The following is a 24,938-nucleotide window of genomic DNA, read 5'->3' on the forward strand; positions in this document are numbered from 1 at the left end:
GCGAACGACGTCTTCGACCCGGCATGCGAGTCAAAGTCGTCGTTCGGCGCTGATGTCGCGGCCCTCCGGCAGCTCCCACCCGTGTGCGCGCGACCACGCGAGGCGGGTGCCGTCGGCGAGGCGGGCGAGCGCCCGGCCGGTGGGCGGCTCCCCCCACAGCGTGGCCTCGAGCGGGCGCTCATGCTCGGGCGTGTCGCCGAGGCCGGCGGCGACGTGGCCGGCGGGGTACGTGACGATCAACGCACCGTTGCGGACCCACACGGGGATGCGGTCGAGCGGCGTGTGCACGCTGACCTCGCGGCCGCCCTCCACGCGCTCGCCCGACCACGCCTCGATCCACCGCCCGCGCGGGAGGACGACCTCGCGCTCGGTCGCGTGCTCGTCCAGCACCGGTGCGACCCACAGCGACGGGCCGAAGCCGAACGCATCGCTGACCGTCCACGCGCGCGGGTCGGTGGGGTCGAGCAGGGAGAGCGGGCGGGTGATGGGAACGCCGGTGCGGGCGGCGGTCGCGGCGGCGGCGCGGATGTAGGGGACGAGGCGCTCGTGGAGCAGCACGTACGCGCGGTAGACGTCGAGGACGCGCGAGCCGTAGGTCCACGGCTCCTGCGGCAGCCGGCCGTGCGCCTGCATCAGCGGCGTGAAGCAGCCGAGCTGGGCCCAGCGGATGAGGAGCTCGGGCGGCGCGCGCTCGACCAGCCGGTGCCCGAGGTAGCCGCCCACGTCGTGCGACCAGTTCGAGAAGCCCGACGACGCGGCGGAGAGCGTCGCGGCCACAAGTGTTCGCAACGACCAGAAGTCCGACGCCTGGTCGCCGGCCCACACGACGCCCGTCGCCTGCTGGCCCGCCCACCCGCTGCGCCCGAACAGCACGCCCGCGCCGGGGTGGACCTCGTCGAGCGCCCGCTGCATCGAGCGCCGGTACATCCCGCCGTACGCCCACGCCGCCGTCGCACCCGTGCGCCCGTCCGCGAACCGCACGTCCTCCGGCAGGTAGTACCCCTCGCCGTCGTCGGCCTTGATCCCCTCGACGCCCAGCCCCAGCACCGCCTTCGCCTGCTCTCGCCACCACTGCTCCGCGGCCGGCGACGTGAAGTCGACGGGCGAGCCGGTGCCCATCCACCACCGCCCGACCCACGGCTCCGCCGCCGCGCCGCCCGCGTCGGCCGCGCCCGCTGCCGCCCGCACGAAGTGCCCCTCCGCCGCCCCCTCCGCGTACGTCGAGGCCGGCGCAGCGTGCAGGCGACGCGAGGCGGGGTCGGGTGGGACCTGCGTGTCGTTGTCGGTCTGGAGGTTCACCCACGGCGTGATCCACACGACCGTCCGCACGCCGCCCGCGCGCAGCTCCCGCACCATCCCGGCGAAGTCGGGGAACTGGTGCGGGTTTGGGATCCACGTGTTGTACTGCGTCTCCCAGGGGGAGTCGAGAACGAGCGCGTCGAGCGGGATGCCGTGCCAGCGGCAGCCGTGCAGGTCCTCCAGCACGTCCTCCTGGTGCGGGTAGACGTCACGCGACTTCCAGAACCCGTAGCCCCACTCCGGCAGCACCGTCGGCATCCCGCTCTCGCGCAGAAACGCGCGCAGCCGCGTCGCGGGCGTGGGGGCGCACAGCACGTCGAGCCGCAGCGGGCCCGCGACCGCGCGGGTGGACACGGTGGTCATCCGGTCGTCGAGGTCGAAGCGCGTCCCGTTGCCGTCGCCGCGCAGCCACACCGCGTAACCCCGGCTCGATTGCAACCAGGGGGACGGCGCGTAGTCGCCCTGCGGGGCCCCGCCGAGCTCGAGCAGGTCCGGCGGGCAGTCGGGTCCGGTGTAGCGCCGGTCCGCCCCCAGCTGCACCGCGCGGCCCGCGTGGTCGACCCGCGCGTCGTGCCGCGCCCCGAGCCCCGCGAACTGCTCCCCCGTCCGCGCGCTCCACTCCACGGCGAGCCGCAGCGGCCGGCCCTCCGCGGTGAGCGTGATCGCAAGGCGCTCGTGGGAGAGCGCGAGGGTGAGCGTCGCCGCCCGCCCGCCCCGCAGCCGCACCGCGAAGGTGGCCGCGCTGTCGAGGTCGCGCGCGTCGGTCGTGGCGGTGGCGGCGCGCTCCGGGAAGCCCCGCCGCTCGTCCGCGACGACGCCCTCGGTCAGCGAGACGAACCGGTCGCGCACCTCGCCCTCGCAAACCCAGACGGACGCGTCGCGCAGCAGCCGCCGGCCCCCGCGGCGCAGCGTGAAGCGGAACGGGCGGTCGTCGACCTCGACGGTCAGCAGGCCATGGTGGAGGAGGAGCACCAGGTCCACCTTTCGCGATCCGCAGTCGACAAGTACGGAAGTTCACATGCGTGTCACACCATCTTCCCGAGCGGGTCACAAAAGGCCGCAGGATGCAGGCGAAAGTCCCGCGTGATGCTGATGGGAGAGAACACGACACCGTCGGCCTCCCGGGCCGACCTGCACTGCCACTCGACGGCGTCGCAGATCTCGAAGCTCGGGGTCCAGCGGTCTGTCGGTCTCCCGGAGTGCGCCACGCCTCCGGAGGAGGTCTACGCCCTCGCCAAGCGGCGCGGGATGGACTTCGTGACGATCACCGACCACGACACGATCGACGGCGCGCTCGAGCTGACCGAGCGCTACGACGACGCCTTCGTGTCCGAGGAGGCGACGCTCTGGTTCAAGGGCGAGCCGCAGGCGGTGCACGTCCTCGTCTACGGCATCACCCCCGACGACCACGCGTTCATCCAGGCCAACAACAAGGACGTCGAGCGCGTCGCCGAGCACCTCCACGAGCACGGGATCACCTGCGCGCTCGCGCACCCGTTCTACGCGGTCGAGGCGCCGCTCACCCCGCGCCACCGCCGCCGGCTCGCCGAACTCTTCCCGATCTGGGAGGTGCGCAACGGCTCCCGCGCCCGCGAGCTCAACGCGCCCGCCGCGGTCTACATCGAGACCCATGGCGGCACGGGCATCGCCGGCACGGACGACCACGCCGGCGTCGACATCGGCCGCACCTACACGCAGACCCCGCACGCTGAGACGTGGCAGGACTACCTCGCGCACATCCGCGCCGGGGACGCGCTGGCGTGCGGCGAGCAGGGCTCCGCCGCGAAGTGGGCGCACGCCGCAATGGCGCTGGCGATCCGAGTATTCGACCCCACCCACCCAGCCGCCGACGCCGGCGCCAAGCCCGACCCGCTCGCGGTCATGCGGATGGTCGAGCGCGTGATGGTCGAGGGCAACCAGCGCCGCGGGGCGGAGGGAAACGACCTCGGCCCGCAGGACGCCCAGGCGCTGCTGCGGGCCTGGCTCGACGCCGTCGAGCTGGATCTGACGGGAGCCGAGCTGCTCGCGTGGATGCAGTCCGACGACTTCTCGCACGCTGACCTCTTCCGTCGCGCCCGTCGCAAGCACGAGCGCAAGCTCGGCAAGGCGGTCGACGACGTCATCGCGCTGGCCACCGCCGGCCAGAACCCCGTGCTCGCCGCGTTCGGGCTCTTCGACGCCTGCCTCGCAGCCATCCCGTACGCACCCGCCGCGGCGTTCCTCGGGCGGGAGAAGTCGAAGCTGGCGCAGCGCGAGGGCGAGCCGCTGCGGGTCGCGCTCGTCGCCGACGGCGTCGGCGGCATGCACGGCGTCACGCACACGCTCGACGAGCTGCAGGCGCGCGGCGTCCCCGGCTTCGAGGTCGAGGTCGTCGGCACCGACCCGAACGTCGACCGCCGCCTGCCCGCCGTCCGCGAGGTCGACATCCCGTTCTACGCGGGCCTCCAGGTCGGCGTCCCGTCGCTCCCCGCGATCGTCGAGGCGCTCGCCGAGGGGCGCTACGACGTCGTCCACCTCTGCTCGCCCGGCCCGTGCGGCGTCGCGGCGGCCGCGATCGCCCGCGTGATGGAGCTGCCGGTGCTCGGCAGCTACCACACCGAGCTGGCCGCCTACACCGGCCTGCGCACCGGCGACCAGGCGCTGGAGGCGCTCGCCACGCAGGCGATCGCCGCGTTCTACAAGGGCTGCCACCACGTCCTCACGCCGTCGCCGGCGTCGGACGCGGTGCTGCGCGGGCTCGGCATCCCGGACGACCGGCTCGGCCGGTGGGACCGCGGCGTCGACCTCGCGCGCTTCGACCCGGCCAAGCGCGACCGCACGCTGCTCGCCGGCCCGGACGCCCCCGAGGTGCCGGGCGACGGCGACCGCGTCAACGTCCTCTACGTCGGCCGCCAGACCAAGGAGAAGGGCTCCGAGCTGCTGGCCGACGCGTTCCTCAAGGCGCGCGAGCGCGACCCGCGGCTCCACCTCTGCCTCGCCGGCGGCGGCCCCGAGCAGGACTGGCTGCGCGACACGCTCGGCGAGCACGCGACGTTCCTCGGCTGGCAGGAGGGCGAGGAGCTGGCCCGCACCTACGCGAGCGCCGACCTCTTCCTCTTCGCCTCGCGGACCGACACGTTCGGTCAGGTGCTGCTGGAGGCGCAGGCGAGCGGGCTCCCGATCGTCGCGGTGGCCGAGGGCGGCCCGTGCTCGATCGTCGAGGACGGCCGGACCGGCCTGCTGCGCCGGGCGAACGCGACCGAGCTGGCCCACGCGGTGTGCGAGCTGGCGGGCGCCCCGCTGCTGCGCCAGGCGCTGGCGGCCAACGCGCTGTCCGCGGTCCGCGGGCGGACGTGGGACGCGGCGATCGGGCGGCTGGCCGACGGCTACCGCGCGGCGATCGCGACGGCCGAGGCGCGGCGGGTCGAGGCGGCGCGCCGTGCCGCCTGACACGGCCACGGTCGAGCGGGTCGCGGCCCGCGCGGCGGGGCGCGTCCGGCACCTGCGGCTCGTCCCGCCCCGGCGGCTGACCGTCGTTGACGTGGCGCTCTTCTACGGCGAGCGCAGCGGCGGCATCCGCACGTACCTCGACGCCAAGCGCGCGTGGGCGGCCGAGAGCGACGCGTACGACCACCACGTCATCACGCCGCACGACGTGCCGTCGCTGCGGTTCGCGACCCCCAACGGCTACCGCCTGCCGATCGGGGTGGAGGCGCTCAAGCAGCGGCTGCGCGCGCTGGCTCCCGACGTCGTGCTGCTCCACGACCCGTTCTGGGGTCCGCTCGGCGTCACCCGCACCGCGCACGAGCTGGCCGCGCACGTGGTCGCCGTCCACCACGGGTCGGTCGACCTCGACGCGGCGGGCATCCCGCTCCCCGGCGCGATCACCAAGCCGGCGTTCCGGGCCTGGTTCCACCACGCCTACCGCGACGTCGACGCGATCATGTCGGCCGTCCCGACGCTCCGCGACACCGGCCGCACCGCCGACCTGCCGCTGCGGTTCGGGCTGGAGCCCGCGTTCCGCCCGCGCCCCGACGAGGTCCCGCGCGGCGACCACGTGCTCTACGTCGGCCGGCTGGCGCGGGAGAAGGGCGTGATCGAGCTCGTCGACGCGGCGGCGCGGTCGCGCGAGCCGTGGGAGCTGCGGCTCGTCGGCTCCGGCCCGCTGCGCGACTGGCTGCAGCAGCGCGCGGCGCAGCTCGGCATCGCGCACCGCGTCACGTTCCACCCGTTCGTGACCGACCGCGAGGAGCTGTCGCGCACCTACGCGGCGGCGCGCGTCGTGGTCATGCCGGGCGCGCACGAGACCTTCGGGCTGGTGGGGTACGAGGCCGCGGCGAGCGGGGCGCGGGTCGTGTGCTGCACGACCGCGCCGTCGCTCCGCGAGATCGGCGACCTCGCCCACGCGTACCGCCCCGGCGACGTCCGCGGGCTGCTGGGCGCGATCGAGCGGGCCCGCGCGGCCGAGCCCGACCACGCCGCGGCCCGCCGGATGGTCGCGCGGAGCACGTGGCCCGCGGCGCTGGAAGCCGAGCACGCGGCGCTGGCCCGGCTCGTGGCGCCGAGCCGCCGCGCGGCGTGAACCAGCTCGCGGCGCTGGAGACAATGGCCGAGCGCACGCTCCGCTCCAACTGGCGCGAGGGCGTGCGCGGCGACGGGCTGCCGTACGCGTACACGTGCCCCGCCCCGCCGCGGTACCGCCACATGTGGCACTGGGACTCGTGCTTCCACGCGGTCGCGTGGCGGCGGATCGACCCGCACCACGCGCGGGAGGAGCTGCGGACCGTCCTGCGCTCCGGCCACGGCGACGGCTTCCTCCCGCACACGGTCTTCTGGGACTGGCCCGCGGGCTGGCGGCGCGCGCCGTTCTACGCGACGCTCGGCTTCCGGGGCGACCGCCACACGCACTCGATCGGGCCGCCGCTGCTGGCCTGGGCGTGGGAGATCGTGGCCGAGGCGTCGGCAGACGACGACCCGGGCTTCGCGACCGAGGCGCTAGAGGATCTCTCTAGACACCTTCTCTGGTTGGCCGAGCACCGCGACCCCGACGGCGACGGGCTGCTGACGATCGTGCTCCCCGACGAGTCCGGCCTCGACGACTCGCCGAAGTACGACCCGGTGTACGGCCACATGGCCCACTACCGGCTCGGCTACGCGCGCCTGCTGCACCGCTGCCGCCGCCTGGGGTGGGACTCGCGGGCGATCATCGCGTCCAGCGACCACCACGTCGAGGACGTGCTCGTCAACGTCGCCTACCACCTGTCGCTGCGCGCGATGTGGCGGCTCAGCGGCGAGGAGGGCTGGCGCGAGCGCGCGGACCGGACGCTGCGCGCGCTGCTGGACAAGTGCTGGGACGACGAGCGCGGGCTCTTCTTCGATCTCGCGGGCGCCGCGGAGCTGCCGGTGCGCGTCTCGACCTGGGCGTCGCTCGCGCCGCTCGCGCTGCCCGAGCTGCCCGAGCCGTACGCGCGCCGCCTCGTCGACGAGCACCTGCTCGACCCGCGCCGCTACCGGGCGGCGTACGGCATCCCGTCGGTCAGCATGGAGGAGCCGAGCTTCCACCCGCGCTTCCATCTGTGGCGCTGCTGGCGCGGCCCGAGCTGGTCGAACACCGCGTACCTGCTCGTGCCCGGGCTGCGGCGGCTGGGGGAGCACGAGGAGGCCGACCGGATCGTCCACGCGCTGGGGGCGGCTGCGGTGCGCGGCGGGCTGCGGGAGTACTACGACCCGCTCACGGGCGACGGCCTGGCGGCGAACGGCTTCGGGTGGAGCGCGCTCCTCGCCGAGCTCGCGGCCGACGCGGCCGCCCGCGCCGCGAACGTCTGAGCGCGGCGCGGGAAGGATCCGCGCCCGCGCGGCGTCGTGGTGGGGGAGAGATGTGCTCCCCGACCCACAGGAGGCTCACGACATGCAGCGGCTGGTGACGATCGGCGCCGCGTGCGTCGCGCTCGCGGCGTTCGGCGCGGGGTGCGGCGACGACGACGAGGACGGCGGCGACGGCGGCCAGGCGGCGGCCCCGGCGGAGACCCAGGCGGCGGAGGCGCCGGCCGCGGAGACGCAGGCGTCCTCGTCCGGCGAGACCATCACCGTGACGATGAAGGACTTCGCCTTCTCACCCGCCGAGGTGAACGCCAAGGTCGGCGACACGATCGAGTGGGTCAACGAGGACGCGGCCCCGCACAACGCCGTCGAGGAGGGCGGCGACCTGAAGACCGAGACGTTCGAGAAGGGCGGGTCGGACACCTACACGCTCGACGAGGCTGGCACCATCGACTACATCTGCACCGTGCACCCGCAGATGAAGGGCACGATCGTCGTGGCGGCCGAGTAACGAGACGGCAGGAGGCCGATGGCGGAGCCGCCCCTCGACGACAGCGACCGCGCCGACCTCGCCGCGCTGGCCGACGGCACCCTGCCGCCGTCCCGCCGCGCGGCGGTGGAGGAGCGCGTGGCCGCCTCCCCGGCGCTGCGCACGGAGCTGGAGGCTCAGCGTGCGGCGCTGGCCGCCGTCCACGCGGCGGCCCAGGAGGACGGGGCGTCGGAGGGCCTCCGCCGCTGGCTTGCCGCGCAGCCGGCCGCACCGCCGTCGCGGGTGCCACGCCGCCGCCTGGGGGTGGGGGCAGCAGCGCTCGCGGCGGCGGCCGCGGTCGTCCTCGCGCTCGTGCTCGTCGGCGGCGGCGGCGAGTCGGCGCTGTCGTTGGAGGACGTCGCGTCCGCGGCCGCGCAGGCGCCCGTCACCGGGCCCCCGGCCCGCGGCACCGGCAACACGCTGGCGGTCAGCAGCGACGGGATCGCGTTCCCCGACTGGGAGAAGCGGCTGGGCTGGCGCGCGATCGGCGTGCGGGAGGACCGCGTCGACGGCCGCGCCGCCACGACCGTCACGTACGAGCGCGGCGAGGACCGCTTCCACTACGCGATCGTCCCGCGCCCCGCGGCCGACGGCGTCCCGGAGACCGGCTACGCGCGCACGACGTTCGAGGGCAAGCCCGCGGTGGCGTGGCAGCGCGAGGGGCGCACGTGCCTGCTCATCTCGATGCGCGTGCCCGCCGACGAGCTGCTCGCGCTCGCCCGCTCCACCCGCTTCTACTAGCTCGCGCGCAGCGCCTCCGCGACCCGCTTGCGCCCGCGGAACAGCCGCGTCGCGACCGTCTTCTCGCGGGTCCCCAGCAGCGCGGCGGCCTCGCCGTAGGAGAGCCCCACGACGTCCACGGCGACGACCGCGTCGCGCTGGTCCTCCGGCAATGCGGCGATCGCGGCCCACACCGCGCGGAGCTCCGCCACGGCGGCCGGGTCGTCGCGCGCGCCGCGCGAGGCCGTCTCGGAGACCAGCTCCACCGTCACCGGCCGCCGCGACCGCGCGCGGTGCTGGTCGCGCACGACGTTGCGCAGCCCCTCGAGCAGGTACGGCAGCTCCGCGTCGGCCGACCGCAACCGCCGCGGCCGGGCGAGAACGCGCGCGCACAGCTCCTGCACGGCGTCCTCGGCCTCCTCGCGCGAGCCGCACAGCGCCAGCGCCGCCCGCAGCAGCCGGTCGAGATGACGCTCCAGCGCCGCGGCGTCCACGCGCCCAGGCTGTCAGACGCGGGCAACCTCCGCGCAGCCCTTGCGTCATCGCGGGCGCCCCGCGAGCATGCCGGCATGGGTCGATACGAGGAGCTGCGGGAGGCTCACACGTGGGACGTCCCCGAGCGGTACAACATCGCCGCCGACGTCTGCGACAAGCACCCGCGCGACAAGCTGGCGATGGTCCACGAGCGGTACGACGGCGCGCAGCGCGAGGTGCTGTGGGGCGAGCTGCAGGACCTGGCCAACCAGGCCGCGCACGTGCTGCGCGAGGCGGGGGTGGAGCGCGGTGACCGCGTCGCCGTCGTCCTCCCGCCGACGCCCGAGACGGCCGCGATCTTCTTCGGCACGTGGAAGCTCGGCGCGCTCCTGCTGTCGATGTCGGTCCTGTACGGCGACGACGGCATCCGCCACCGGCTCACCGACTCCGACCCGACGGTGCTCGTCACCGACGAGGCCAACGCGCCCCGGTTCGCGGACGCCGGGGTGAAGCTGCTCGTGCTCGACGAGGGCGACGGGCTGCTGAGCGGCGCTCCCACCGACCCGATCGTCACCGACACCGCGGCCGACGACCCGGCCCAGCTCTACTACACGTCTGGCACCACCGGACTGGCGAAGGGGATCGTCCACGCCCACCGGTACATCCTCGCCCACGAGGAGTTCGTCTACTGCCACGAGGTGGAGGAGGGCGAGCGCTTCCACGGCATGGGCGAGTGGGCGTGGGCCGCGGGCATCGCGCCGCTGCTCGGCCCGTGGCGCCTGGGCGCGGTGCAGTGCGTGTTCCAGCGCAAGGGCGGGTTCGACCCGCACCAGCAGCTCGACTTCCTCAGCCGCCACCAGGTCACGAACGTCTTCACGACCCCGACCGCGATGCGGGCCATGATGACGATCGGCGACGCGGGCACGCGGTACCCGCAGCAGTTCCGCCGCGTGTGCTCCGCCGGGGAGCCGCTCAACCCCGAGGCGATCCGCTGGTTCCGCGAGCAGTACGGCCTCACCGTGCTCGACTACTACGGCCTCACCGAGTCGTATCCGCTCGTCGCCAACTACCCGTGGATGGACGTCCGCGAGGGCTCGATGGGCCGCCCGGTCCCCGGCTGGGACGTGCGCATCCTCGACGAGGACGAGAACGAGGTGCCGCAGGGCGAGCGCGGGGAGATCTGCCTGCGGGCGCGCTCGAACCCGCACTGGCCGCTCGGCTACTGGCGCAACCCCGAGGCGTCGCAGGAGACGTTCGGCGGCGACTGGTTCCACACCAAGGACGCCGCGGTGCAGGACGAGGACGGGTACATCTGGTACGCCGGGCGCGCGGACGACGTGATCATCGCGGCGGGCTACCGGATCGGGCCGTTCGAGGTCGAGTCCGCCTGCCTGGAGCACCCGGCGGTGCGCGAGGCGGCGGCGGTCGCGTCGCCCGACGAGGTGAAGGGGAACGTCGTGAAGGCGTTCATCGTCCTCGCCGAGGGCCACGCGCCGTCCGACGAGCTCGCGGACGAGATCCGGAAGTTCGTGCGCGGCAGGTTGAGCGCGTACGCCTACCCGCGGAAGGTCGAGTTCGTCGACGACCTGCCGAAGACGCTCACCGGGAAGATCCGCCGCGTCGAGCTTCGCGAGCGCGAGCGGTCGGCTTCACCGACGTCACCTTGATGGCGGCCTTCGACGGCTTCGTGCGGACGACCGGGTTCTTGATGTCGTTGAGGCGGTCGATCACGCGGAACCACTGACCGGGCTTGAGGGTGGCGTTGATGACGCTGCCCTCCTGGCTCGACACCGCGACCGGGCGGAAGCCGACGTGGATGTGGTCGGCGTGGTCGCCCATCGCGAGCGTGTTGTCGGCCGCCTCGTAGTCCATGAGGCTGATGATCTGATCCGGCTTCATCGCGCCCTGGAGCGTGAGCAGGCGCCGGATCGTGATGTCGGTGATCGAGCCCTTGCCCTGGTGGCCCATGACCGGGACGCCGTTGACCGCGGCGATGTCGATCGCGGTGCCCGACGCGTGGTGCGAGACGTTGCCGCTGACCGTGATCGAGCCCTCGCGGAAGAGGCTGGACACCGTCGGCTTGAGGCCGTTCGCGGCGAGGAACTCGAGCGTCGCGAGCACGCGGCGGTCGATGATGCCGGTGCGGATCTGGTCGCGTCCGACGCCGTAGATCTGGATGTTCGGGTTCTTGAGCACGCGCTGCTCGAGCGCGTCCTTGCTCATGAGCAGGATCTGGCCGATCGTCGGCGCCTTCGCGTCCTTGCCGAAGAACGGGTTCTTCCTCTTGGCGCGGTAGACGGCCGTGGACTCGAGCAGCTTCCAGCCGTCGAGGATCGGCTTCGGGTCGATCCGCGGGGCGCCGCGGCCGGCGGGACGGATCTCGAAGAGGGTGTGGGGCGCGCGGGTCGAGCTCGTCCGGCCGAGCCGGCCGAGGATCGTGCCGGCCTGGACGCGGGCGCCCGGCTTGAGGGCCTTCCAGGTGACCTGCTTGGGGGTGAGGCCGAGGAGCTCCTCGACGTAGGCGTCACGGCCGGTCGGCGCGGTGATGCCGACCTGCTGCGCGCCGCCCGCCTGGTACGCCTTCGGGCGCGCGGGGTGGGCGAACAGGCGCTCCTTCGCGTCCTTGCCCTCCGCGACCTCGGCGACCTTCGGCTCGACCGCGGTCGCAACCTCGTCCGCCGTGAACGTCGTCTTCTGCGGCTTGGCACGCTTCTTCGGCACCGGGTACGACGCCTCGAGCTTCTTCAGCCGCGCGTACGTGTAGGTGTTGCCGTAGGTGTCGCGGACCTGGACGTAGTTGCCGAGCCGGGCGGTCTTGCCGCGCTTGACGATGACGCCGTCGTGCGTGGCGACGGCGGGAGAGCCGGCGGCGGCGTAGATCAGGATGCCCTTGCGGGTCGAGGACGACTCGACGGGGACGGCCGCGTTGCCGGACTTGATCTTGCGCGTGAGCGTCCGCTCCTCCGCGTACCGCGCCTTCGCGCCGACGGGGAAGCGGCCCTGCGTGAGGCCGGTGAGCGAGCCGACGAGGTCGGTCGGCAGGCCGCCGACGAGGCGGGCGCGCATGAGGACCGAGTCGACGTACCAGTCGGCGTGGTTGTAGGCGAAGATCGCGCGGCGCAGGTCGTCCTGGCCGCCGGCCGCCTTGAGGTAGCGCGCGGCGGCGAAGATCGCGTCGACCGGGTTGTACGGGTCCTTCTTGCCGTCGCCGTTGGCGTCGACGCCGTACGCCTTCCAGGTCGCGGGCATGAACTGCATCCAGCCCAGCGCGCCGGCGCTGCTGACGTTGAGGTTGCGGCCGTAGTCGGTCTCGATCTCGTTGATCGCGGCGAGGATCTCCCAGCGGATGCCGTACTCCATGCCGGCGGCCTGGTAGATCGACAGCAGGAACGGCGGGATCCGGAACTTGTCGATGAAGAAGTTCGGCACGCCGATCGTCGCGGCGCCGGGCGTGGCGATGGAGAGCGTGGGGTCGGCGACGGTCGGGACGCCCTCGCTGTTGCGCGTCGGCGGCTGCTCGGGTGTCGTGTCGACGACCGCGGCCTTCTCGCGCTTCTTCGCCTTCTTCTTGGCGGACGTCTTCTTCGTCTTGTCCGCGTCGCGCTGCTGCTCGTCGCCGGCGGGCGTCGGCTCGTCGGGCTGCTGCTCCTCGGCCGGCGGGGTGGCGGCGGGCGTGGTGGCCGTCGGGGCGGGGGCGGCCGTGGGGCTCTCCGGCGCGGCCGCGGGCGCGGCGGGCGTCTCGGGCGCGGCGGGCGCGGGCGTCTCCACCGGCGTGGTGGTGGTCTCGGCCGGCGTGGTCGTCGCCGGGGCGGCCGGCTCCGGAAGCGTCTGGGTGTCGGTCGCCGCGGGCGGGGCGTCAGCCGCGGGCGGGTCGAGCGGGGTGGAGGAGGAGCTCGACGAGACGGCCTCGTCGGGCGCGGGCTCGCTCGTCTGCGACGACGCGGTCGTCGTGTCGGACAGCGCGCGGCCCAGTGCCTGCTCGCTGGGGGTCTGCACGTCGCCGGGGTCGGCCTCGGCCTGCAGCATCGAGCCGCCGAAGCCGGCGGCGAGGACGCCTGCGCCGCCGAGGGCAGCAGCCAGGCGCAGCTTCCCGGACGGGCGCGCGGGATCGGTCGGGGGAGTACCGGGGGCCATCGCTCCCCCGGGTTACTCGGCACCGGAACGCCGCCCTTGACACGTGTGCCAGGACGGTGGACGCGGGCTTGCAGCGTCAGCCGGCAGGCGGCAGCTCGCGCAGGGCCCAGAGCTCGAACCGCAGCTGTCCGACGAGTGGGAGGTCCGGCAGTGCCTCCTCGAGCAGGGCGAGGCTCGCCTCGTAGTGCTCCACGCGGAGCTGGATCGCGGGGTCGGCGAACGCGTGCGGGTCGCGCGTGAGCGTCGCGCGCAGCTCGCGCGCCTTGGCGACCTTGTCGGCGGCGAAGATCGCCTGGGCGTCGGGCTCGGCCCGGGCGACCTGCTCCCGCAGCGCGGCCTTGCGGGCGCGCTTCTCGGCGATCGACGGGTCGTCGCTGAGCGACGTGACCAGGCGCGCCACGCGCGGGCCGAACCGCTGCTCGAGGTCCTCCGCGGTCGCGTCGGTGTCCTCGATCGCGTCGTGCAGCAGGCCGGCGGCGACGACCTCGTCGTCGAAGCCGCGTCCGTGCAGGAGCTGCGCGACCTCGACGGGGTGGAGCACGAACGGCGCGAGATCGGACTCACGCTGCTGACCGGCGTGGAGAGCGACCGCGTACGCGAACGCCGCGCGCGTCACCGGCAGGTGCTCGACGAAGGCGGGTGGGGTGAGCGTCTGCAACAGGGCCGAGACTAGTCCTGTCGCCGGTCGCACATGCGGTCCGGGCGTGAACCGCTTAGGGCAATGCGTCACACGAGCCGCCGAAGCCCTCGGCCATGGCGGCGGCGTCGTGCTTCAGGGCGCCCAGGTACGTCGCGCCCTCCGAGCCCTCTGGCCCGAGCGCGTCGGCGTACAGCGTGGGCCCGACCTTCGCGCCCGCGTCACGCGCGACCGCGTCCTCGAGCCGCTGGTTGATCGCGCTCTCGGGGAAGATGGTGGTCACCTTCTCGCGCTTGATGTCGGCGACCAGCTCGCGCACGTCGCCCGCGGACGGTTGCGCGCTGGTGGAGAGCGCGGGGATGATCGAGCCGAGCACCGTGATGTCGTAGCGGTGCGCGAAGTAGCCGAACGCGTCGTGGTTGGTGACGAGCTTGCGGCGGTCGGCGGGGATCGCGCTCATGCACTGCTGCACGGCGCGGTCGAGGTCGGTGACCTTCGCGGCGTAGGCCTTGGCCGCCTGCTCGTACTGGGCCGCGCCGTCCGCGTCCGCCTCGGCGAAGGCCGCACGGATGACCTCGGTCGCCATCACGACGTTGCGGGCGTCCTGCCACCAGTGGGGGTCGAGCCCTTCGGCCTCGTGGCCGTGCTCGTCCTCCGCCGCGTGGTCCTCGTCAGCCGCGTGCTCGTCCTCCGCCGCGTGCTCGTCCTCTGCGGCGTGCTCGTCCTCCGCGGCGTGCTCGTCCTCGTCGTGGTGGTGCCCGCCCTCGAGCGTGTTGACCTTGTCGAGCAGCGTCACCTCCGTCGCGTCCCCGCCGGCGCCCTTGATGACGTCGTCGAGCCACGCGTCGAGGTCGCCGCCCGAGCGCAGCACGACGTCCGCCTCCGCCACCGCGCGGGCGTCGCTCGGCTTCGGCTCGTAGTCGTGCGGGTCGGCGTTGCGTGCGAGCAGCGCGGTGACCGACACACGGTCCCCGCCGACGTTGCGCGCGAAGTCGGCGACCTGCTGCGTCGTGGCGACGACGTGGATGGCGGCGTCGGGGTTCTCGTCCTCGGTCTTGCCGCACCCGGCGGCGAGCGCGGCGACGGCGAGGGCGGCGGTGGGAAGGGCGATCAGGCGGGAGGGGCGGCGGGACATCGACGCCCCAGCCTAGCAAGAGACCGAGAATCGATCTCATTATCTTCCGGCGTGCTTGCGGTGTACGCTGCGGCACATGTGCTCGCAGTGCGTCGCCACCGGCGCGGTCGCCGCAACCACTGCCGCCACGGGCGCGCGCGTCTGGATCGCCGCGCACGCGCCCCGTTGGCTCACCCCGCGCGTCAAGCGCATCGCGTCCGCGGTGATCGTGGTCGCCGGTGTCATCGCCGCCGGCGCGCTCGCCTGACGCGCGCGCGTGGAGAAAGGCCGGCGGCGGCCAAGGGGTCCGTCCCTGGCCGCCGCCGAGGTGCTGCAAGGCGTGCCCGTCACCGGCGATCCCGTCCGGCATGGGGATGAGCTGCCGCCCTCCCGAAGGTGAACTGCGGGGTACGTCCATTGGACCTTGAGCGGCGGTCCGCGACAATCCGACATCCGTTGAGCCGGACCTGGGGCCTGCGCGGCAACGCGCCTTAACGCGCCGGCGGCGGCCAGGTTCCCTCCTGGCCGCCGCCGATGGTGCTGCTCGCACGCCCGGCCGGGATCCCGTCCGGCCTGGTGGGCGTGCTGCTCTCGGGACCCGGCGGGACGGGCGGTCCGTGCCCGTCTCGCCGGTCCGTTCCCGGAGAGTCTCTAGGCGCCGCTGGCGACCCGGAACACCGCCGAGGCGGGAGCCGAGCGCTGGCCGTCGGCGCCGATGGCGACGACGACGACGCGGTAGGTGCCGGCCTCGAGCTGCTTGCCGCTGGCAAGCTTCGCGAGCGTCACGCTGTTCTTGCCGGCGACCGCGGCGTGGCGGGCGACGATCTTGCGGACCGTCTTGGCCTTCTTGGCGCTCGCCGCGCGGGCGGTCGCCGTCTCGTCGTACGAGCCGACGTCGTTCGACGCGGCGCCGTCCTTGCCGGCCACCTTCTGCTGGTCGACCGTCTCGTACTTGGCGCCCGGCTTGCGCACGTTCTTCGTCGTCGCGCAGGTCTTGCGCGCCGCCGACGGGTTGCGCTTCTGGATCGTGATCTCGACCTGCTGGGCGCCGCCGCCGAGGACGTAGCTCAGCTTGACCGCCTTGCGGCCGGCCGTGGGAGACTCGAGCGCGAGCCCGACCATGCACGCCGGCGAGATCGCCAGGTTCGTGACCGTCGGGGCCGCCGAGCGGGACGAGGAGGTCGCGGAGACGCCCTGCGCGTCCTTGTTCGTGTCCGTGCCGGTGACCGGGGCCTTGACCTTCAGGGCCGCGGACTGCTTGACCGTCTCGGCGTTGCCGGCAACGTCGGTCGCGCGGTACTCGAGGCGCTCACCGCCGGCGAGGACCGGCTTGGCCGCCGCGTCGTACGTCGTCCAGGTCGACCCGCCGGCCTTGCGCCACTCGATCTTCGCGAGCCCGGACGGGCCGGCGTCGGTCGCGTTCAGCGTGACGGCGGTCGGGCCGTCGACCTCGGCGGCCGGGACGTTGTCCGTCGTCGCCGGAGCCTGGCCGTCGACCTGGGCCGGCGCGGTGACCTTGGTGGTCTCCGTGTTGCCGACCTTGTCGGTGGCGCGGAACTCGAGCGACTGGCCGTGCGTCAGCGCGGGGCGCGCCGCGTCGTCGTACGTCGCCCAGGTGGCGGCGCCGGCGATGCGGACCTCGATCTTGTCCACGCCCGACTTGGCATCGGTCGCGACGAGCTGGACCGAGACGGCCGCCTTCTGCCAGCCGCTCGCCAGCGTCGCGGTCGTCGTCGGCGGCTCGGTGTCGACCTTCGCGTTGGCCGTGCTCTGCTCGGCCTCCTCGTTGCCCGCGACGTCGGTCGCGCGGAAGAGGAGCGCCTCACCGTCGGCGAGCGTGGGCTTGGCCGCCGCGTCGTACGTCGTCCAGCTGGACGCGCCCGGCTTCTTGTACTCGATGCGCTCCACGCCCGAGCCGCCGTCGGTCGCTTCGAGGGTGACCGGGACCGGGCCCTTGGACCAGTCGGTGGAGAACGTCGCGGTGGTGACCGGGGCGGTCCCGTCGACCTTCGCCTTCGGGGAGGTCTTGACGTCCTCCGCGTTGCCGGCCGCGTCGACCGACGCGTACTCGAGCTGCTCGCCGTCGTTCAGCTTCGGCTTCGCGCCGGCGGAGTAGTTCTGCCAGTCGGTCTCGCCCGCCTTGCGCCACTTGGTCGCGCCGGGGGCCGCGGGGCCGTGCTCGGTGACGGTGAGGGTGACCTCGACCGCCGTCCTGCTCCACGTGGCCGGGACGTCGTCCGCCGTCGTCGGGGCCTCGCCGTCGATGCGGGCGTAGGCGGTGGCGTTCGGCTCCTCCTCGTTGCCGGCGGCGTCGACGCCGCGGAACTCGAGCCGCTCACCGTGCTCGAGGACTGGCTTGCTCGCGGCGTCGTACGTCGTCCAGGCGTCGGTGTCGGCCTTGCGCCACTGGATCTCGGTCGGCGCCGGGCCGTTGTCGCCGGCGGTCAGCGTGACCTCGACGTCGGCCTTGTGCCACTCGTCCTTGAAGTCGGACGTGGTGCGCGGCGGCTGGCCGTCGACCTGCGCGGGACCGATCTCCTGCACGGCCTCCTCGTTGCCGGCGACGTCGGTCGCGCGGAACTGCAGCGACTCGCCGTTCGCGAGGACCGGCTTGGCGGCGGCATCGTAGGTCGTCCAGCCGTCGGTGGCGAGCTTGCGCCACTCGACCTTCGCCACGCCGGACGGGCCCGCGTCGGTCGCGGTCAGCGTGATCGTCTGCGCGGCCTTCTGCCAGCCGGCGCCCAGGCCGGTCGCGGTGGTCGTCGGCGCGTCGCCGTCGACCTTGGCCGGATCGGTCATGCCGACCGCGCTCATGTTGCCGGCGTTGTCGACCGAGCGGTAGTACAGCCGCTCACCGTGGTTCAGCGTCGGCTTGCTCGCGTCCGAGTAGACGACGAACGGACCGGCCGGCGCCTTCGCGTACTCGAGCCGCGCGATGCCGGAGTTGGCGACCGCCGAGTCGGTGTCCTCGCCGCTGAGCGTGACCGCGACCGGGGCGTTCTGCCAGGTCTTCGAGTACGACGCGAAGGCACGCGGGGCGGTCGCGTCGACCTTGAACGCTGGCAGCGTCACGAACGTGGTCGTCGCGTCGAAGAACGAGAGGCCGTCGCCGTCCGGGTTCTTCTCCTCACCGACGACCTTCACCTTCCACTGGCCCTCGTCGCTGGGCGTGGGGGTGGCGCACTTGCCGCTCTCGTGCTCGGGCCAGCGCCAGTACGCGGAGAGCTTGTTGTACTCCGCGGCGCTGCCGGAGGTGAACGGCGCGTACGCGAGGGCGTCGAGGACACCGGTGTTGCCCGAGTTGGGCAGCCCGTCGCCGACCGTCCCGTGGCTGTTCTTGCAGGTGGTCGTGCCGTTCGGCCTGATCCACTCGACGGTCCACTTGTCGTAGTTCGGGGTCAGACCAGCCAGCGAGACCCACGCGCGCGAGCTGGTGTTGAACCAGGTCTTCTGCTGCGTGCGGGCCTCGTCGGCGTACGAGCTCGAGCCCGCCACGCGGAAGCGCAGGTACCGCGTCGCGCCGTTCGTGTTGTTCTGGCACCGCGACGCGTTGCCGTACTGCGTCAGCTGGAAGCGCCAACCGTCGGCGCCGGTCACCGGCGTGTTGGCCGGGATCTGGAAGGTGGCGGTGTCCGTCTCCCCGAAGAAGCCCGAGTCGCCCTCGCAGGCGCCGAGCCAGGTGCTCGTGCCGTCCGGCTTGCGGATGCTCCAGCGCCAGTGCTTGTAGAGGCCGTCGAGGCTGCCCTTGGCGTGGACGGTCTCGCCCGGCAGGTACGTGAAGTTCGACTTGTTGTCGCCGTTGTGCAGCTTGGAGACGTCGAAGCCGTCGAGGAACTGCTTCGTCGCGAGGACCTCACCGGAAGCGGCGTCGATCACGCGGATCGTGTAGGTGCCGTCGACGTCGGCGAGGACGTACTCGTAGGCGAACGCGCCGGAGGCGTCGGTCGTGGCCGTGCCCTCGTGGACGAGCGAGTTCGGGTCCTCGACCTCGATCTTCAGCGCGCAGTCGGCGGTGTAGCCGGCGCCGTCGATCTTGACGGTCTCGAAGTTGCCGTAGAGGGGCTTGTCGGTCGTGACCGACACCGACTCCGTCTTGCAAGCGGACGGAACGGGGGTGGGCTCAGGGGTCTCCTGAGCGAGAGCGGCTGCAGGCTGCGCGAGGGCAGCCGTGAGCAGGCCGACGAGCACGGGCACGCGAACGCGCCCGTGACGCAGGGGATGCGACACGAGGACTTCTCCGGGATCTTGAGGCGGGAGCGTCGGGCCAGGCAGTGGCCGCGACTTGGCGCACATCCAATCTTGAACACCGTTAGCCCACAATCAGACATCCGTCGAGTGCGTCCAGGGGATCTGGACGCGGTGTCGGTCGAACGTCGTACGGACGTCCGGTTCCGCCCGAGCGGGGCGCATGGCGCGACGCCGGTGGCCATGACATCGTTTGCGACCTTCGATGGCCCCTGGCGAGATGATCCTGATCGGCTCGGCCCTGCTCGCAGCCGGCCTCCTCGCCTCGCTGGTCGCGGTCCGCGTGCGCGTTCCCGGCCTCCTGCTGTTCCTCGGCGTCGGGATGGCGCTAGGCTCGGACGCGCTCGGGTTCATCCACTTCGACGACTACGAGCTCGCGCGCACGATCGGGATCGTCGCGCTCGCGCTGATCCTGTTCGAGGGCGGCCTGACGGCGGGGTGGAGCCAGATCCGCCCGGTGCTGTTCCCCGCGATCAGCCTCGCGATCCCCGGCACGCTCGTCACCGCGCTGATCGCCGGGTTCGCCGCCGCCTGGCTGTTCGACCTGAGCCTGCTCGAGGGCCTGCTGCTCGGCGCGATCCTGAGCTCCACCGACGGCGCCGCGATCTTCGCCATCCTCCGCGGCTCGACGCTCCGCCGCCGCCTCGCGCACACGCTCGAAGGGGAGTCGGGCTTCAACGACCCGATCGCCGTCCTGCTCGTCCTCGGGTTCATCGAGTGGATCGAGCACCCGGAGTTCGGCTTCACCGACATGCTGCTCGACTTCGTCATCGAGCTCGGCATCGGCCTCGCGTCCGGCGTGGTCGTCGGATGGCTGGCGGTGAAGGGCTTCCAGCGCGCGCGGCTGGCGAGCAGCGGCCTGTACCCGGTGGCGACGCTCGCGACCGCCGGCCTGGCGTTCGGCGTCGCCGACGTCCTCCACGGCTCGGGCTTCCTCGCGGTCTACCTCGCCGGCCTCGCGCTGGGGAGCGCGTCGATCCCCGCCAAGCGCACGATCACCGCGTTCCACGACGGGCTCGGGTGGGTCGCGCAGCTCGGCATGTTCCTCACGCTCGGCCTGCTCGTCTTCCCGAGCGAGCTGGGGGAGGTCGCGGTCGAGGGGACCGTGCTCGCGTTCGTCGTCGTGCTCGTCGCGCGGCCGCTCGGCGCGATGCTCGCGGCGCTGCCGTTCGGGTTCAGCCGCGCCGAGCTCGTCGTCCTCTCGTGGGCGGGCCTGCGCGGCGCGGTGCCGGTCGTGCTCGCGACGTTCCCGGTGATCGAGGGCGTCGAGGGCTCGCAGGAGTTCTTCAACATCGTCTTCTTCGCCGTCCTGCTGTCGACGCTGCTGCAGGGCACGACGTTCGAGGGCCTCGCGCGCAGGCTGGGGGTGACCACGAACCAGCCCGCGCTCCCGCAGCCGCTCGCGGAGGCGGGGACGACCCGGCGGCTGGGCGCGGAGATCCTCGAGTACCCGATCGCCGCCGACGACGCGATCGTCAACGCGCGCGTGCGCGACCTCGGCCTGCCGCGCGAGGCGGTCGTCAACGTGATCGTCCGCGGCGACGAGGCCATCCCGCCGCGCGGCTCGACCCGCCTGCGCGAGGGGGACCAGATCCACGTCCTGCTGCGCCAGTCCGAGGCCAAGCGCGTCAACGAGTGGGTCGAGCGGTGGCGGAACGGACCCATCGGCCAGCCCCGCCGCCCGCCGCGCCGCGCGAAGGGCCGCACGCCGGTCTTCTCGACGTGGCGGTGGAGCGCGTCGGAGGGGGACCCGGCGCACATCGAGCGAGTCCGCGGCCTCGAGGTCGTCGCCCAGCTGCGCCTGCGCCGCGACGAGCCCGGCGGGCTGTGGGTCCTGGAGGACGGCCGCTACGCGGTCACCGGCCCGGTCGCCGCGATCGGCTCCCGCACCGTCCTGTCCGACTGGGCCCGGCGGCGCTTCCCGCGCGCGACGATGGACGAACGCGCGTGGCTGCAGACGGTGATCGCGGCGCTCGCCTCCGACCGCCCGGAGTAGGCCGGACCGGGCGGCCGGAGGCTCGCGAAAGCGGACGTTGGCGCCGGTCCGCGCTGTCCCGTCGCGGACCGGCGCCGCAGGCGCGGGAGGGTCAGGCCCGCGCGGCGTCCTGCGAGCAGTTCACCACGCCGCCCCGGCCCTCTCGTGACGAACCTGAGAACGACGAAGGGCGGCGCCGCAGCGCCGCCCCTCGTGACGAAACGCGGTGTGGCCGCAGCCTTATTCGCCCTTGTGGGCGTCGGAGCCGCGGACCTTGTGCTTGCCCGGCAGGACGGTGATGGCGTCCTTGGAGGGCTGCGTGAGGACCGTGGGGTTCTCGATGTCCGCGAGGCGGTTCATCAGCTTCGTCCACTGGCTCGGCTTGAGGAGCGTGGTGAGGCCACGGTTCTTCTGCGAGTTCGTGTCCGAGTAGGGCGTGAAGCCGACGTGGATGTGGTCGTCGTGGTCGGCCATCGCCATCGTGTTGTCCGCGCTCTCGTACTTCATGAGCGAGATGATCTGGGCCGGCTTCATCGTCGCCTGGAGCGTGAGCAGGCGCTGGATCGTCACGTCGGTGATCGAGTCCTTGCCCTGGTGGCCCATGATCGGGATGCCGTTGACGGCCGAGATGTCGACCGCGTTGCCCGACGCGTGGTGCGAGACGTTGCCGGACGCCGTGTACGTCGAGTGGCCCGAGTCGAGCGACGACACCGTCGGGCGCAGGCCCGAGGCGGCGAGGTACTCGAGCGTCGCGAGCACGCGACGGTCGATCTTGCCCGTCTGGATGTCCGTGCGGCCCGCGCCGTAGATCTCGATCCGCGGGTTGGCGAGCACGCGCTCCTGCAGATCCGTCTTGCCCATCAGCAGGATCTGGCCGATCGACGGCGCCTGGGCCTCGCGCCCGAAGAACGGGTTGCGGCCCTTCGCGCGGTAGATCGCCGTGGACTCGAGCAGCTTCCAGCCGTCGAGGATCGGCTTCGGGTCGATGCGCGGCGCGCCGCGGCCCGACGGGCGGATCTCGAACAGCAGGTGCGGCGCCTTGCCCTCGACGGTGTGGCCGAGGCGGCCGAGGATCGTCCCGCCGATGACGCGCGAGCCGACCTTCAGCTGCTTCATCTCGATCTCGTCGGCGTCGACGCCGAGCAGCTGGACGGCGGACTTCGTGACCTCGGACTCGAGCTGCACGCGGCCGCCGGCCTTGAAGCTCTGCGGGCGCGTGGGGGCGGCGAACAGGCGCTCCTTGCCGACCGCGGCGCTCGGGTCGGCGACGTCCACCTCGGAGGCCGCCGGCTGCTTGGCCGACAGCACCTCCTTCGACGTCTCCTTGCCCTTGGCGCCGGCCGTGGCGGCCTGCGTCGGGGCCGGGTCCTTGGCGGGCTCCTGCGCGGCGGCCTTGGCGGCGGAGGCCTTGCGGGCCTTCGCGTCGTCCTCGGTCTCCTTCACGACCGGGTGGGTCGCGGCGATCTTCTTCAGGTGCGCGTACGTGTAGGTGTTGCCGTACGCGTCCTGGACCTGGACGAACTTGCCGAGCCGCTCGGTCTCGCCGATCTTGACGACCTTGCCGTCCTGGACGGCGACGGCCGCGGCGCCCGCGCGGGAGTAGATGTTGATCCCGCGGCGGTCCTCCTCGGACTCGACCGGCACGGCGGCGTTCTTGCCGTCCTCGACCTTCTTCTCGGCGTCCTTGGCGGACACCTCGTCCGCGTAGGTCGCCTTGGCCGCGACGGGGAACTTGCCCTGCGTCAGGCCGGTGAGGGAGCCGACGAGGTTGCTCGGCAGGCCGCCCAGCAGGCGGGCGCGCATGAGCACCGAGTCGACGTACCAGTCGGCGTGGTTGTACGCGAAGATCGCCTTGCGCAGATCGGTGTCGGCGCCCGCGGCCTTCAGGTAGCGCGCCGCGGCGAAGATCGCGTCGACCGGGTTGTACGGGTCCTTCTTGTCGTCGCCGTTGGCGTCGACGCCGTACGCCTTCCACGTCGCCGGCATGAACTGCATCCAGCCGACGGCGCCGGCGGAGGACACGTTCAGGTTGCGGCCGTAGTCGGTCTCGATCTCGTTGATCGCCGCGAGGATCTCCCACCGCACGCCGTACTCCATGCCGGCGGCCTGGTAGATCGACAGCAGGAACGGCGGGACCTTGAACTTGTCGATGAAGAAGTTCGGGACGCCGATGGCCGCGGCGCCGGGCGTCGCGATCGAGGTCGTCGGATCGAGCGCGCTGGGGATGCTCTCGTCCGCCTGCGCCTCCTCGCCCGCGTCCTCCTCGGCGGTGTCCTGCTCCTCGTCGGCCTCGGCGTCGTCGCGCTCGGCCTTGCCCGTCGTCTTCTGCTGCTTGCCCTTGCCCTTCGCCTTGGGCTGCTCGGACTCGGCGGCCTCCGGCTCCTCGGGCGTGGTGCTCGTCGAGGGCGTGGTCGACGTCGTCGTGCCCGGCGTCGTGGTCGTCGGCGTGGTCGACGTCGACTGCGGGGTCGTCGGCGTCGTCTGCACGGCGGCCGGGGTCGGCAGCTCCGCGATGGCGGTGATCTGGTCCTTGGCGACGCCGGGGAACTGGATGTCCCACAGCTCGGTGCCGGGGGCCACGTCGACGCTGACGGTGACGACCTTGCCGTTGTCGAGCGTCAGCTCGAAGGTGCGGACGGCCGCGGCGGCGTCGCCGGCGGTGATGCCCAGGCCTGCGGTCGCGATCCCGGCGAGGCCGAGTGCGAGGGCGGTACGTGGGCGCATCAGGCGGCGTGCTCCGCGCGGGAGAGGGACATCAGCTGGATTCCGCACTGCCAGCAGTAAACGGCACCGCGACTGTGGGTTGCCTGACAACCCGGGCAGTGGCCCGCCGCGCCCTGCTCCTCCAGCGCGAGGAGCCGGTCGGCCTCGGCGAGCTGGGAGTCGACGTCCTGCATGCGGGCGGCGGCGCGCAGCAGCACGTCCAGCCGGAAGTGGTCCCGCGTGGCCATCTCGTAGGCGAGCCCGCCTAGGTCGAACTGGCGCTCGGCGACTTCGCGAGCGAGGGCGTCTCGGCGCAGCTTGAGCTCCGTCTCAGGAATCGCAGGGACAGGGATGTGGGGCACAGGCAGGGGAGCAGCTTCCCGCTTGGGAAGCAGACGATCGCGGAACATCATTCCAGCACCGTCCCGTCGCCGCTACCTCCGCCAGGGGCCTTGCCGTCCTTCGCGGGCGGCTTGCCCTCCGGGGCGATCTCGTCGGGGAGCTTCTTGGACTTCTCCACGTAGTCGTCACCGCTCGCGTTGTTCAGGTCCTCGAGCTCCTTCGAGGACAGCTTCTCGGCGTCCTTCGAGCCCTTCGAGCCAGACCCTGCGGCGTCCGCGGAGACCTTGACGACCTTCGCGTCCGGGAAGTCCTTCTTGAGGTCCTTCAGGGCGCTCGTCGCGGCCTTCTTCGTCTCGAAAACGCCGCTGTACACGACGAATTCGCCGCTGTCGAGCGACGGGTACTCGTCGCTGTCGAGCGCGCCGACGTCGGGCGCGCCCTTGCCCTGCGCGGCGGCCTTCGCGGCCGCGACGGCGGTCGGGTCGGTGCCGTCCTTGGGGAGGGTCTGGAGGGCGATGGTCCACCCCTCTTCCCCGCTCCAATCGCTCGTGAACGTGGCCGGCGCGGCGGCCGCGCCGGCGGCCGGGACGGTCACGTTAACGTTCGGTTGAGGAGCGGCCGCGACCCGGATCTGGGGCGCCGCCGGGGGCTCCTGGCCGGCGAGCTGCGCGCCCGCGACACCCGCGAGCAGCAGCAGGCCGACCCCGACCGCGGCGCCGAGCGCGGACACGTTGCGGCCGCCCGGCTGCGGCGTGGCCCCGGTCGGTGCGAGCTCCGCGTACGGCGGCGCCGGTGGAGGCGGCGGTGGGGGAGGAGCGAGCGCGGCGAGCAGGTCGGCGCGGCGGTGGAGCGGCCGCCCGCAGTTCAGGCAGTACCGCTGCCCGACGGCGAGCGGCGCACCGCAGGAGCGGCAGAGGTCGGCGACCTCCATCGTCTCCGGGTCGTTCGTGGTGTCGCGGGTGGCCAT

Annotated in this window: 17 protein-coding genes; 8 read left to right on the forward strand and 9 right to left on the reverse strand. The window is 73.2% G+C overall.

Annotation, left to right across the window (positions count from 1 at the left end):
* Nucleotides 1-30: 30 nt before the first annotated feature.
* Nucleotides 31-2,271 carry a glycoside hydrolase family 31 protein gene (locus AC1UE5_RS00905; protein ID WP_482920175.1) on the reverse strand — a complete coding sequence of 747 codons (2,241 nt, stop codon included), beginning with the start codon at nt 2,269-2,271 and terminating at the stop codon, nt 31-33.
* Nucleotides 2,272-2,385: 114 nt separating this feature from the next.
* Here AC1UE5_RS00905 and AC1UE5_RS00910 point away from each other — a divergent pair, with 114 nt between their 5' ends.
* From AC1UE5_RS00910 to AC1UE5_RS00930, 5 genes are all read left to right on the forward strand, one after another.
* The gene (locus tag AC1UE5_RS00910) at nt 2,386-4,728 is read left to right on the forward strand and encodes a glycosyltransferase (RefSeq protein ID WP_482920176.1); all 2,343 of its coding nucleotides are present in this window, start codon (nt 2,386-2,388) and stop codon (nt 4,726-4,728) included.
* Nucleotides 4,718-5,860, forward strand: a complete 1,143-nt coding sequence (locus tag AC1UE5_RS00915; protein WP_482920177.1) for a glycosyltransferase — start codon at nt 4,718-4,720, stop codon at nt 5,858-5,860. Before AC1UE5_RS00910 ends, AC1UE5_RS00915 begins: the two co-directional genes overlap by 11 nt.
* Complete coding sequence (locus AC1UE5_RS00920; protein ID WP_482920178.1) at nt 5,857-7,104, forward strand: MGH1-like glycoside hydrolase domain-containing protein; 1,248 nt, start codon at nt 5,857-5,859, stop codon at nt 7,102-7,104. The genes AC1UE5_RS00915 and AC1UE5_RS00920 overlap by 4 nt, the downstream gene beginning before the upstream one ends.
* 82 nt (nt 7,105-7,186) lie before the next feature.
* Complete coding sequence (locus AC1UE5_RS00925) at nt 7,187-7,609, forward strand: cupredoxin domain-containing protein (protein WP_482920179.1); 423 nt, start codon at nt 7,187-7,189, stop codon at nt 7,607-7,609.
* An 18-nt stretch (nt 7,610-7,627) separates the two neighbouring features.
* The gene (locus tag AC1UE5_RS00930) at nt 7,628-8,368 is read left to right on the forward strand and encodes an anti-sigma factor (protein WP_482920180.1); all 741 of its coding nucleotides are present in this window, start codon (nt 7,628-7,630) and stop codon (nt 8,366-8,368) included.
* Here the strand turns inward: AC1UE5_RS00930 and AC1UE5_RS00935 are convergent.
* The gene (locus AC1UE5_RS00935) at nt 8,365-8,841 is read right to left on the reverse strand and encodes an RNA polymerase sigma factor (protein ID WP_482920181.1); all 477 of its coding nucleotides are present in this window, start codon (nt 8,839-8,841) and stop codon (nt 8,365-8,367) included. The genes AC1UE5_RS00930 and AC1UE5_RS00935 overlap by 4 nt on opposite strands.
* A 75-nt stretch (nt 8,842-8,916) precedes the next feature.
* Here AC1UE5_RS00935 and AC1UE5_RS00940 point away from each other — a divergent pair, with 75 nt between their 5' ends.
* Nucleotides 8,917-10,488 carry an acetate--CoA ligase gene (locus tag AC1UE5_RS00940; protein WP_482920182.1) on the forward strand — a complete coding sequence of 524 codons (1,572 nt, stop codon included), beginning with the start codon at nt 8,917-8,919 and terminating at the stop codon, nt 10,486-10,488.
* Here AC1UE5_RS00940 and AC1UE5_RS00945 read toward each other — a convergent pair.
* From AC1UE5_RS00945 to AC1UE5_RS00955, 3 genes are all read right to left on the reverse strand, one after another.
* A complete protein-coding gene (locus tag AC1UE5_RS00945; protein WP_482920183.1) occupies nt 10,421-12,955 on the reverse strand; it encodes a lytic murein transglycosylase in 2,535 nt (844 codons plus the stop codon). The genes AC1UE5_RS00940 and AC1UE5_RS00945 overlap by 68 nt on opposite strands.
* Nucleotides 12,956-13,031: 76 nt before the next feature.
* Complete coding sequence (locus tag AC1UE5_RS00950) at nt 13,032-13,613, reverse strand: HD domain-containing protein (protein WP_482920184.1); 582 nt, start codon at nt 13,611-13,613, stop codon at nt 13,032-13,034.
* 55 nt (nt 13,614-13,668) lie between these two features.
* Nucleotides 13,669-14,727 (reverse strand): metal ABC transporter substrate-binding protein, encoded by a 1,059-nt coding sequence (locus AC1UE5_RS00955; protein WP_482920185.1) that lies wholly within the window; start codon nt 14,725-14,727, stop codon nt 13,669-13,671.
* Between the two features lie 76 nt (nt 14,728-14,803).
* On the opposite strand from AC1UE5_RS00955, the gene AC1UE5_RS00960 reads away from it, so the two are divergent.
* The gene (locus AC1UE5_RS00960) at nt 14,804-14,974 is read left to right on the forward strand and encodes a hypothetical protein (RefSeq protein WP_482920186.1); all 171 of its coding nucleotides are present in this window, start codon (nt 14,804-14,806) and stop codon (nt 14,972-14,974) included.
* Between the two features lie 383 nt (nt 14,975-15,357).
* Here AC1UE5_RS00960 and AC1UE5_RS00965 read toward each other — a convergent pair whose 3' ends face one another.
* Nucleotides 15,358-18,789 carry an OmpL47-type beta-barrel domain-containing protein gene (locus AC1UE5_RS00965; protein WP_482920187.1) on the reverse strand — a complete coding sequence of 1,144 codons (3,432 nt, stop codon included), beginning with the start codon at nt 18,787-18,789 and terminating at the stop codon, nt 15,358-15,360.
* 367 nt (nt 18,790-19,156) lie between these two features.
* Here AC1UE5_RS00965 and AC1UE5_RS00970 point away from each other — a divergent pair, with 367 nt between their 5' ends.
* A complete protein-coding gene (locus AC1UE5_RS00970; protein WP_482920188.1) occupies nt 19,157-20,947 on the forward strand; it encodes a potassium/proton antiporter in 1,791 nt (596 codons plus the stop codon).
* Nucleotides 20,948-21,166: 219 nt separating this feature from the next.
* Here the strand turns inward: AC1UE5_RS00970 and AC1UE5_RS00975 are convergent, their stop codons facing one another.
* From AC1UE5_RS00975 to AC1UE5_RS00985, 3 genes are read right to left on the reverse strand one after another with little or no spacing between them, the layout of a single operon-like run.
* Complete coding sequence (locus AC1UE5_RS00975) at nt 21,167-23,650, reverse strand: lytic murein transglycosylase (protein WP_482920189.1); 2,484 nt, start codon at nt 23,648-23,650, stop codon at nt 21,167-21,169.
* A complete protein-coding gene (locus AC1UE5_RS00980; RefSeq protein WP_482920190.1) occupies nt 23,650-23,991 on the reverse strand; it encodes a hypothetical protein in 342 nt (113 codons plus the stop codon). The genes AC1UE5_RS00975 and AC1UE5_RS00980 overlap by 1 nt, the downstream gene beginning before the upstream one ends.
* A gap of 47 nt (nt 23,992-24,038) precedes the next feature.
* A complete protein-coding gene (locus tag AC1UE5_RS00985) occupies nt 24,039-24,938 on the reverse strand; it encodes a hypothetical protein (protein ID WP_482920191.1) in 900 nt (299 codons plus the stop codon).

The sequence above is a fragment of the Parviterribacter multiflagellatus genome, assembly GCF_056863265.1.